This window comes from Chryseobacterium foetidum (genome assembly GCF_025457425.1).
Classification (GTDB): Bacteria; Bacteroidota; Bacteroidia; order Flavobacteriales; family Weeksellaceae; genus Chryseobacterium; species Chryseobacterium foetidum.
In genome coordinates this window covers 1167661-1179184 of record NZ_JAMXIA010000001.1, presented here as the reverse complement: position 1 = coordinate 1179184, position 11524 = coordinate 1167661, and the positions used below count along the sequence as shown (strand labels likewise).

The 11524-nt window shown below is 37.6% G+C and carries 7 protein-coding genes; 2 read left to right on the top strand and 5 right to left on the bottom strand.

What is annotated here, in order from left to right; genetic code table 11:
- Nucleotides 1-23: 23 nt before the first annotated feature.
- Both yiaA and ahcY read right to left on the bottom strand, forming a co-directional pair.
- Entirely contained in the window at nucleotides 24-416 is a 393-nt protein-coding gene (gene yiaA / locus NG809_RS05595; RefSeq protein ID WP_262148786.1) for an inner membrane protein YiaA, read from the bottom strand.
- 522 nt (nucleotides 417-938) lie between these two features.
- Entirely contained in the window at nucleotides 939-2255 is a 1317-nt protein-coding gene (gene ahcY, locus NG809_RS05590; protein WP_262148784.1) for an adenosylhomocysteinase, read from the bottom strand.
- Between the two features lie 163 nt (nucleotides 2256-2418).
- Between ahcY and NG809_RS05585 the strand changes: the two genes are divergently transcribed.
- Nucleotides 2419-2949: a HugZ family pyridoxamine 5'-phosphate oxidase gene (locus NG809_RS05585; protein ID WP_262148782.1), complete on the top strand. Its 531-nt coding sequence runs from the start codon at nucleotides 2419-2421 to the stop codon at nucleotides 2947-2949.
- 360 nt (nucleotides 2950-3309) lie between these two features.
- Nucleotides 3310-3924: a 4'-phosphopantetheinyl transferase family protein gene (locus NG809_RS05580; RefSeq protein ID WP_262148780.1), complete on the top strand. Its 615-nt coding sequence runs from the start codon at nucleotides 3310-3312 to the stop codon at nucleotides 3922-3924.
- On the opposite strand, the gene NG809_RS05575 is transcribed toward NG809_RS05580, so the two are convergent.
- From NG809_RS05575 to porU, 3 genes are all read right to left on the bottom strand, one after another.
- Nucleotides 3905-6166, bottom strand: a complete 2262-nt coding sequence (locus NG809_RS05575) for an FUSC family protein (protein ID WP_262148778.1) — start codon at nucleotides 6164-6166, stop codon at nucleotides 3905-3907. The two genes, NG809_RS05580 and NG809_RS05575, sit on opposite strands and share 20 nt — an antisense overlap.
- Before the next feature lie 213 nt (nucleotides 6167-6379).
- On the bottom strand, nucleotides 6380-7543 hold the full coding sequence (gene porV / locus NG809_RS05570; RefSeq protein WP_262148776.1) for a type IX secretion system outer membrane channel protein PorV: 1164 nt from the start codon (nucleotides 7541-7543) through the stop codon (nucleotides 6380-6382).
- A gap of 56 nt (nucleotides 7544-7599) precedes the next feature.
- Nucleotides 7600-11493 (bottom strand): type IX secretion system sortase PorU, encoded by a 3894-nt coding sequence (gene porU / locus NG809_RS05565; RefSeq protein ID WP_262148774.1) that lies wholly within the window; start codon nucleotides 11491-11493, stop codon nucleotides 7600-7602.
- Nucleotides 11494-11524: the final 31 nt, after the last annotated feature.

Below are 11524 nucleotides of genomic sequence, written 5' to 3'. Positions count from 1 at the left end.
TCTGGTGGGTTTTGTGGTATTTTTTATTCCTGCATCATATTGTCTCGCGTATTTTTCTGGACGGCAATTGCCCCGAAAAGAGCCAGTAAAAATGCAAATCCGTAAAATCCTTTTTCACTTGGTAAAATGGTGGCATTCCAAAGGCCGATTGCCAGCAAAACGATGGATGAAAGTGTCGCAAACCAACAGATGCCGTAATAAATATCAGTTACTTTGATGTTTTCTAGTCTGTCACGAACGGCTTTCTGTAGCGAAACTACTGCAAATAAACCGTAAAGAAGGATGGTGAAATAATATCCTTTTTCGTTAAGCTGCATTTCGGCTCTGGCCAGTCCGACGATAAATCCTATCATTCCTGCACCCAGCGCAACCCACGATGCGGCTACGAATGCAGTTGAAACTCCCTGTTTTTTCATTAATTGTTATTTTTTTAATATTATCAATACCAAATATATTATTTTTTTACGAATGCCTCTTATTAAATGTTGATTTTATCACTTTTATTGGAAAAGTAGACAATCAAGTGAAATTCCCCTCCTTTGGAAATCGAGGAACGAGATTCGCCGAAACACAAAGACATAAAAGATATGAGGCATTGGTGGCAAGAAATCTTTGATTTTTTGACGGAGTGGTGTATGCGCAGTCATGGCCTAGCCCCGATAGAAGCGGCATCCTTTTGTGATGAGGAACGAAGAGCAAAAGATACAGTCCTTCGTCAAGCTCAGGATAAACTTTTAGCGGGAAATAGCTTCTTATTAAGTAGGAAAGTGGGGGAGTGTGAGAGTTTGAGGAGAGGTTATTTAGTGGTCTAGTTGATTAGATTTAAGTTTGAGAGTTTCAGGAAATTTGTATAAAAAAACGCTCCGGAAAAATTTCCGAAGCGTTGTATATTGATGATTGCCAATGATTGCTCATTACCAATTGCTCATTACCGATAATTAATATCTGTAGTATTCCGGTTTGTAAGGTCCCTGTACTTCTACACCGATGTACTCAGCCTGTTCGGGAGAAAGAACTTCCAACTCAACGCTTAATTTCTTAAGGTGAAGAGCTGCTACTTTTTCATCTAAATGTTTTGGTAACATGTAAACTTCGTTTCCGTAAGCTTCAGAATTGTTCCAAAGTTCGATTTGAGCCAAAGTCTGGTTAGAGAATGAGTTAGACATTACAAAAGATGGGTGACCAGTCGCGCAACCCAAGTTTACCAATCTACCTTCAGCAAGGATGATGATTTCTTTACCTTCTTCAAGAGTGTAAATATCAACCTGTGGCTTCACTTCAGATTTAGTGTGACCGTATTTACCGTTTAACCAAGCCATATCGATTTCGTTGTCGAAGTGACCGATGTTACAAACGATAGCTTTGTCTTTCATTTTAAGGAAATGCTCTCCTCTTACAATGTTGAAGTTACCGGTAGTCGTGATGATGATATCTGCATTATCAACTACAGTATCTAATCTTTTCACTTCAAAACCGTCCATTGCAGCCTGTAAAGCACAGATTGGGTCGATTTCAGTTACAGTAACGATAGAACCGGCACCTCTGAAAGAAGCAGCAGTACCTTTACCAACGTCTCCGTATCCGCAAACTACCACTCTTTTACCAGCCAACATGATGTCAGTTGCTCTTCTTACCGCATCTACTGCAGATTCTTTACAACCGTATTTGTTATCAAACTTAGATTTTGTCACTGAATCATTTACGTTGATTGCAGGCATTACCAAAGTTCCGTTTTTCATTCTTTCGTACAATCTGTGAACTCCTGTAGTCGTTTCTTCAGAAAGACCTTTGATGTCTTTCGTGAATTCTGGGTATCTGTCGAAAACCATGTTTGTTAAATCTCCACCATCATCCAAAATCATGTTCAGTGGCTTTCTGTCTTCTCCGAAGAAAAGAGTCTGCTCAATACACCAGTCAAAATCTTCTTCGTTAAGACCTTTCCATGCGTACACAGGGATTCCTGCAGCAGCAATTGCAGCAGCAGCATGATCCTGAGTAGAGAAAATGTTACAAGAAGACCATGTAACTTCAGCTCCCAAAGCAACCAAAGTCTCGATCAAAACTGCAGTCTGGATCGTCATGTGAAGACATCCTGCGATTCTTGCACCTTTCAAAGGCTGAGACGGTCCGTATTCTTCACGGATAGACATCAAGCCCGGCATTTCTGCTTCAGCAAGGGTAATTTCTTTTCTTCCCCATTCTGCAAGGGAGATGTCCTTAACTTTATAAGGAACGTATTGTGTTGTTGTACTCATATCTTATGAATGATTTAAATTCAAATATTTAAAGTGCAAAATTACAACATATAATTTAGATAAAAAAACACGGGAGATTTAAGGGATATGAGATTTTACAGCCTTAGTTTTATTTATTTTAATTCTAATTAACGTACTTTTGTGGTACAAATAAATCTTATATATGAATCATACTCCAACTCAGGAAGAAGCTCAAAGACAGGCAAAGCCACTTGCCCCGAAAGTAAAAGAACTTGTAGAAAGATCAAAAAGCATTATTCTGGCAACTGTAGATGCTGAAGGCACGCCAAACTCCAGCTATGCACCATTCGTACAGGTAGAAAATACATTTTATATTCTGGTTTCTTTCATGGCAAAACATACTAAAAATCTTGCAGACGGAAGAAAAACTTCTATCATGTTTATCGAAGACGAATCTGCTACAAAACAGATCTACGCAAGAGAAAGATTAACCATCGAAGCATCAACTTCTCAGGTTGAAAGAGATTCTGAAACTTGGAATACTATAGTTTCTCAATTAAAAGAAACTCACGGTAAAGTAGTTGAAGTAATTTCTGAAATGAAAGATTTTATCTTAATCGGACTTCATCCTGTGAAAGGTTCTTACGTAAACGGTTTCGGAAGTGCCTATTTCGTAGATGAAAATCTTGAAATTATGGAGCACAGAAATGATCAGAATCACCAGGCAAAATAAGATGGAAGCGGGAAGCTGGGTGCGGGAAGTTTTAAATGTTTGCGCATAGTTTTTTTTAGCTTTTAAATAATATAGATTCACTTAAGTCTCAGAATTTAAGTGAATTTTTTTGTTTAAATTTTAATCCTAATTAAGTTTCACGGTCTGTTTGTAATGCTGAAAGCATCCCTGCGGTTTTATATGATTAGTTTTGATGTTTTCAGCATGAAAACTTTATGGTAGTGTCGATTAATAATTTCCACGTTAGATTTTGAATCACAAAACTTCCATCTCCCATCTTCAAACTTCAAACTTCCATCTTCCCTCATCCCTCTTCCAGCCCAAAAAATTTCCCTATTTTTACCGAATAATTTCAAACCCATGCCTCTTTACCGTGATTTTTCTGATGACAATGCCACCATTCTGGTCTGGAAATACGACGAGAATGAAGATTTGAATATCGATATACTTTTAGAGCCCGAAAATGCCGAAAAAGTGAAAGATTATCATCCGAAAAAATTGCTTGAGGTTTTAATGGTAAGAAAACTTCTAAAAAGTTTAAAACCAAATTCCAAGATTCTTTATAAAGAGAGAGAACCGTTTTTGTCTCCAAAAGATGCCGAAATCTCCATTACGCATTCTTTTCCGTTTGCAGCGATTGCCATTTCAAAAAATAAAATCGGGATTGATATTGAAAAATTTAATCCTAAAATTTTAAGGGTTATTGACAAATTTACCTACGAAAACGAGCGTGGATTTATTCCTTTTGATACGGAAGTGGTTTTTTACACGATTATCTGGAGTGTAAAAGAGAGCATGTACAAAATTCATCATTCCAAACACTGGTCTCTGAAGAAGCATTATGAAGTAAGACCTTTTGAACTAAAATATCTCCGTTCCATAAAATGCCGTGTTCACGACGATAAAATTTCGGATGAATTGAAAGCGAGAGTCGAGTTTTTTGATGAATACTGCTTTACGATTGTTGAGGAATAATCTCTTCGTTGCGGTACGTTTCGATTACTTTTCGCTGCTCCTTGGCTACATCATAAATCAGTTCCAAAACATCATGAATATTCTTCAGTTCCGTCAAATGGGAGATTTTATTCGGATCCCGCGTGTCATAATGTTCATTTTCCAAAAGCTCTGTTTTTCTTTTTGAAAGCAAATCTTCTATAGAAGAATCTTCCGGTTCCAGACGGCTGTCCATTCTTAAAGTTTCAGGAATTTTTTCGCCATTCAGCAAAACTGAAACCTGATTCATTTCAGCTTCAATTTTTTTCGTCCAGCTTTCAGAATCTATTTCAGGATATTTTTTTTCATTTTTGGAATACTGAGAGAGTGAAGCAGTGTAGGCCGTAATCAAATGGGATGTTGCAACAAACTGATGCACCACCTCCAGTTTTTTTCTCTGATTCTTCGGGTCGGTAATCATTCTCTGAAAGTTATCAGAAAGGTTGGCAAGTGAAATAATAGCATTTTTACGCTTCATTTTATAATCTTCCATATCAAAATCTTCATTCAGAAATTTCGACATTACGCTGTGGAAATAAGTGAGATTTGATTCCGCAGACTTTTTCATCAGCTGCAGATTCTGAGTATGTTCCCAGACAGGAAGAATGAGATATGAAACCAAAAAAGCAATGATTCCGGCGATGATGGTATCTACAATTCTATCTTTAAAAATGACATTAACGTTTCCCGGATTCAGAAAATTAAAACTCAGAAAAACGTACATTGTCATAAACAGGACAGCCCAGAAATATCGTCCTTTCAGAAAGCTGAAACACAAAATCATACTGACCAGGAGGATCGAAAACAATACAGCATTGATTTGAATATAATGCAGAACCGCATAAGCAATGACCGCACCGGCAACCGTCCCGTAAAAACGCAGAAGATTTCTCTGTTTTGTAATGGAGTAGGCGGGCTTTAAAATAGCAACTACGGTAATCAAAATCCAGTATGTATGGCCGATTTCGATGAAGGGAAGCTGAGAAACCAAATATCCTAACAGCAACGCCGAAGTCACTCTGATGGCATGACGGAAGTGCGATGAGGTCAATGAAATATTGCTTCTAAGAACTTTAAAATTCAGTTTTTCCTCATTAGGCATAAATTTCTTTAAATCTAAACCAGTGGAAAGACTTTTTGCCAGTTTTACGTTTTGGGAAAATACTTTATAAATCTCATTAATCTCTTTGGTAATCTCGCTGATTCGCATCATAATCTGACGGAGAATCATAAAGTTTTCCAGAGTTTCAGGAATCATTTCTCTGTTTCGCAATTCAAAATAGCTGATGTTTAATTCATCAGAATGCAGTTCAAGATTCGAAATTGGTCTGGCTCTGGTACTGCTTTGTAACGCAATTCCGATGTTGGCAATTTCGTCTGAAAGGATATTGAGATAATCATGAATTTTAACCAAAATGGTGGTGTCTTCAAAGCTTTCCTGAAGTTTTTTGTAATCACTTTCTGAGGTCATCAGCTTTTCGTGCAGATCCAGAGAATTCAGAAACATCAACATCAGCAAACGGCTTAGCGTCGTTGATTCATTGACAATCGTTCGGGTTCTGAAAACAGTTTCGCGGGTTTCTTCCTGAAGATTTTTTATTTCGATCTGTTTCGCAATCACCTGCGTTGTAAGTTTATTGAAATCGGGATTTTTCTGATAAAAATTAGCCTTTATTTTTAAAAATTCTGCGAGCTGAAGATAATTTTCTCCAATCATCTGACTTGCCAGTTTGTAAGGCTGAATCGTGGTCACAACAAGGAAAATCAATAGAAACCAGACAGATCCCGCTGCAAAAATCATCAGACTTTTAAAAATATTGGTTCCTGTCAAATGTCCGTCAATAAATATCGCCAATACAACCAGTGCAAGCGAACCAACAGCTGCCAATCTTTGTCCGTAAACGCCGATCAGTGAAAAGAACATCCCGAAAGCGACGATTTCCAAAATGACCAGAGGAATTATTCCTTTTACCAGACTTGCAATTGAGGCGACAGCGACGAAACAGAAAATAGCAAAAGTCAGTGAGTTTCTTCTTCGGATAAATGGACCGGGCTGATCTGTAAGCGCAACAAAACTGGTTCCCAGAGGAAAAAGAAAATATTCTTTGAGCATCCCAAAATGTGCCAGCACCAAACACGGGAGTACCGTAGACAATGTAATTCTGATCGCAGAATACACATACTGGCTGGTTACAAATTTTTTGAGCTCAGAAGAATAATTCATACTGCAAAAATAGGGGTAATATGTGAATTGGTGGGTTTAGTTTTTGGACAAAATGTGTTTTTTTTGGTTGGGTGTTGGGTGATGGGTGTTGGAAGATGGGAGATGGGAGATGGGAGATGGGAGTCTAACATTGTACTGATAAGTGACAACATTATGGGATAAAACAGCAAAAGCCCCACTAATGGAGCTTTTGAGTATATTGATTTTAAAATCTTAATAATCTACATTAGATGTTTCTGCACCGATATTCCAGGTAAGACCAAAACGAAGGGTGTTATCTAAAGCTGTATTGATTTTAGACATGTTGATCAGGTAAGAAATGTCTAAACCGAATGAACGGTATTTCAAACCAATACCAGCAGTTGCAAACTGTCTTGCTCCCTGCTCTTCACTTTCGTGGAAGTAACCTCCTCTCAAAGCAAATGCATTGTCGTAAGAATATTCCAAGGCACCGCTGTACATGATAGAATTGGTATTGTTAAATGATTTTCCTATTCCTTCCATTACACCTACGTTTGGTACTGCGTACATTGGCTGTCTCGTATTAGGATCGTTTCCGATAAATTCAGATCCTGGTACCAGAATTTTAGAACCTTCCACAGAAAGTCCAACTCTGTTCATATCATCCAGATACATATCATATCCTAAACCTAATCTTGCCATTGTTGGAAGATAAGATCTTGATTCTTCGTTTCCTGTATAATCCAGTTTAGGACCTAAGTTTGTAAGTGCAAAACCTCCGTTTACCCTACCTTCATAATTTCCGAAACTCTGAAATCTTGGTGAAGTATAGTAACCTGAAATGTCGACAGCGAATGTATTGGCTGGTTTCAGAGTCGTATCAGTGTTGAATCCTCCGGCTAAGTCTGAACGGATAAATCTACCTGTAACGGCCATTGAATAAGAATCTGATAGCTTTAGACCATAAGCAACGTCAATAGAGAATTCGTTTGGCTTTGAAGTACCCATAGAAGTTACTTCGTTTCCTACCAACTGCGTAAGATCCACTTCACCCATGTTGAAGTAGTAGAGACTGGCAGAGATGGTAGATCTTTCTTCTGATCCTAAAAATTTATGAAAAGCACCATACAGTAAAAATACATCATTTGTAAGTTTACTCATATAAGGCGTATAGTTCAAACCAATTGAAGAACTTGTTCTGCTGAAAGGATATTTAGCCGCATTCCAGAATTGTGAGAATGCATCCGGTGAAGTTACCACACCCTGATCTCCCATACCTCCTGATCTTGCGTCCGGTGCGATTCTAAGGAAAGGTGCTCCTGTCAAAACAGGTCTTACCTGGCTTAAATCCTGAGCGTAGCTTAAGAAGCCGGCACTCAGACCTATTCCTAAAAGCAGTTTAGTAGTTAAATTCATATGTTGTCTTTTATATATTATCAGTTTTATAGATATATTTCAATTAAATTATAATTTTACTTCAAAAGTACCATTTTTTCTACAGCTGTAGCACTTCCTTTGCATTTTTCTTGATTCTGACTTTTTGCAAATATCTTAAAAATATACGTACCTTTTGCTACTGTGTCACCAAAATCATCTTTTCCGTCCCATTCAATTGCCTGTTTCGGCGTTCTGTAGCCCTGTAGGAACGGTTCTGCGATTACTGCTGAGGTAATTGTTTTTACCAATTTTCCTGTGATAGTATAGATTTGAACATTCACATCCAAAATATCATCACAGTTATGCTCAAAATGGATGTACGTTTTATTAGTAAATGGATTTGGCCAGTTCATTGGTCTGTTGATAATTAAATGCTGGTCAGACTGGTCTTTAACCTCAAAGTTTAACGTAGAGACCGTAGAATTATTGTTGATGTCCCAAACTTTAAAAGTTAGTTGGTGTTGCCCAATCGCTAAATTTCTGAAAGGGTAGGTTACATTACCTTTCTGATACTCCGCTAATGCAGGGTTGATACATCCATTTCCTTCTCCGGACGCATAAAAATCATTCAGAACAAGAGTGTTGATAATCTGTCCATCAAGATAGGTCGTAATATCATGACCAACTCCTGATCCTGTTGAATTAATTCCAGTATCATCAGTTAAACAAGCCAGTAGAGTAGGGTTTTGATTGGTAATACCTCCGTTGGCAAAATTAGTATTGTTCATGTAGAGTTTTACTTTCGGTGGCTCGTTGTCATTGATTCCGTTAGGATTAATGTCACCAACCTGCACTGCCTGATTATTAAATACATCTGATACCTTATTATCTGCATAACCAAGTATTCTGCCTTCACCAACCGTGTAATTAATATCTTTTGGCACGTAAAATTCCACCGTAAATTGTCCGTTCGTTGCGATTCCGGATGCTTTCACAATGGCACTTCCTTCTTCTGTGTAATTGAGAATTGGGGTAAGGTTGCCTGGATTATTTAAAGTGTTTTTATTTAATTTTTTATCAAATATATTGATCACTACACGACCGTTGAAGGTATTGTTAAGAGTTCCGTTGGCATTATTAATATGTCCGGTTACTTTTACAAAATCCAAACCTCTGATCAATCCAGGAACTGGGGATTCTATGTTGTCGATCACCAATCTTCTTGATGGTCTCGAAAGTTTCATCGCAGGATCTCCCAAAAAGTTTACTTTAAAGTGGTTGGGATCACTTGGTTTAAGTTTTTTAGCATTTAAATGAGCATTTCCGATGGTAATAAAATCATCATCAGTCAGCTTAAACATTTCTCTAGTATAAAGATTGGTGAAATCTATACCATAACCTACACCCACTGCACGGCTTGAAGTAATCATAGATGCCGGACCTCCCTGTTTCAATTTGATCAGCTGCTCACCCGCAGAAAAAGTTCCCGGCTCATCCCATAACGTAAATTCACAGGTAATGGTGGAAACGAATGGGAATCTACTGTAAATATTTGAAAAGTTGTTGGCAGCCTGAATTTCATCGGTTGTAAAAACTCTTTCCTGAGCCCATCCGTTAATTCCTCCATGGCCAAAGTAGAAAAGATAAAGGCTGTTTCCCATATCATTAGAAATCGCCTGATTTACCTGTGGATATCTACGACCACCTGCCGTACTTTGTCCCTGGAAAGAATCCAGGTAAAGTTTGCGTACATTATATTCTTTAAGATTTGTACTTGCAGGAATCTCAAAAACACTCTGCAAAGAATTGTTCATTACGGTATGGAAAGGGGCACCACCATCATTGTCATCATCAACAACAAAATCAAGTTTCATTTTCCATTCTCCGAAAGAGTTGGATTGTCCGGGCAGAGAATTGTAGTAGGCCAGAGTTTTGTCAATCATGTTTGCAGCTTCCGTAACATTGGCAGCAGGTAATCTTCCAATTGGAAGATTGGGTAAATTGCTGGTAAGGCTTTGACTGGTTTGCGGTGCGGTCATCACAATATAATCATCTGTGATATATGAACTTACAAAATCTGCAGATTCTTCACTTTCGTAGCCCGATACAATATTGTTGTTGTTCGGAATCCTGTTTTTGTAGTCAAATGAAGCATCTCCCAGAATCATCACATATTTTAATCGTCCTGCAGGAGTATTAAGTTTTGTTATAAAATCCCTGATAGCAGTAAGGTCGCGGCTTCCACTTCCAAATTCATTATAAATCTTTGCCGGATCTACAATCTGAACGTTGAAACTGTTTTTAGTCTGATGATAATTGGCTAATCTCTGAGCCTGACCCATCAGTTCAGGAGTTGTAAGAATAAGATAATCAACGTTCTGCATAGCAGAGAGATCCTGATTTGCAATTTTTTCCACAAACTGAGGCGCAAATGCGGCATCTGCCCTGAAAGCAACAAATTCGTTATTAAAAAATTGGTTTGATGCATTATAAGCAAAATTAAATAAACCTGCACCTCCTTTATTTACTCTTCTGTTAGCATTCGTAATGTCTGTAACATCCCATACCTGCTCCATTGTACCAACATTCGATATACCAAAACCATAAGTAGTGTTGGTTCCGCTTTGAAGAGAAAAGTCCCTGAAACTCATTTGAGAACCATTATAAGTAAGGTCTTGTTTATATTGTACTTCAACATAATCAAAATGGAAAGCTCCGTTTGGGTTGGTACTTATATTAGGAAGATATTTAAAAGTTATCTGATTTCCTGTAAGATTGGAAATGTTTCCTTCATATCTCAGAAGAAAAAAATCATAAGCGTAATTTGGAGAATTCGCCGGAACTGTTGAAGTAAAGGGATTAAGGTTGTTAACAGAAAAAGCCACACTGTTTTGCTGAGCACCAAAACCTACAACCTGCGTTCTGTACATAATATTGTCACTTGGCTGAATTGGCGTTGCTACATTAATTGTAATACTTTTTTCTGCAGAGAAAGGTGTTTCTTCTGCCCATACCCTGCCAACCTTCAGCAAGTTTTTCTGATCAACATTGATAACCTGATAATCATCATATCTTGTGATCAAAGGTGTTGCCGGAAGATTTACATCCACATTCTGTACACGTTTACCAGCTCCTTTGTCAAAATTTATATAATAATAAGAATAGTCTTCATAAATATTTTTCAGACCATTACTGTCGTCGATTCGTGTTTCTCTCCGTTTAAATCCGTTTCCGTTGGAAGTATCATAGTTGTTGTAACCGTTTGGCCCCTGAGCATAAAATAAAGCATAGTCATTGTCATTCCAAACATTGTCTTCTTCCCCAAATACCTGTATTGCATTTTCCTGCAGCGCACTGTATTTGGTGTCCTGATTAAATTCAGGCAACATAATACCTCCATTCCCGTAAATTCTGAAATTTTTAGGGTTTACGTTGGAGGGATTTATCCCGATATCTTTTAAAAACTGGGTTGTAATTTTGAAGATTCCCGATTTATCTACTCTGATTTTGTAAAATCCACCTGTTGATAGTGGGTTTGCTGTTGTTCCTACTTTTGCGGCATTAAGATTTTGAGGATCTCCGTCTTCTGTAATCTGAAAAGAAGATAGTCTCTGTACCGTACCGTTTATTTTCTTAAATAAAGAAACATTGTAGCTTGCGTATCGTTCACCTTCAATATCAACATACGTAATATCTTTAATCTCGTATTTGGGAAGTTGCGATGCATTAAGTTCAAAAAGATCTTTATTAGAAACATTTTCCCACTGAAGATTGGAGATCTTCAGCCGGTTTGATTCCGTCTGTATTTTGTTATGAATAAAAATATTGTTTCGGCTGAATGCAAATCCTTCATTCTTAAATGCAGGCAACACTCTTTTTACTGTACCAAAATCTTCAGTTTTAGAACCGTTCCATTCTATGGCAACACGCTGTGCCTTTAATGTAGTTGCAAAAGAGAAAAGGGATATAAATATAATTTTCAGTCTCATGTTTGTAGGATGAATTTCCGAATTACAAAAT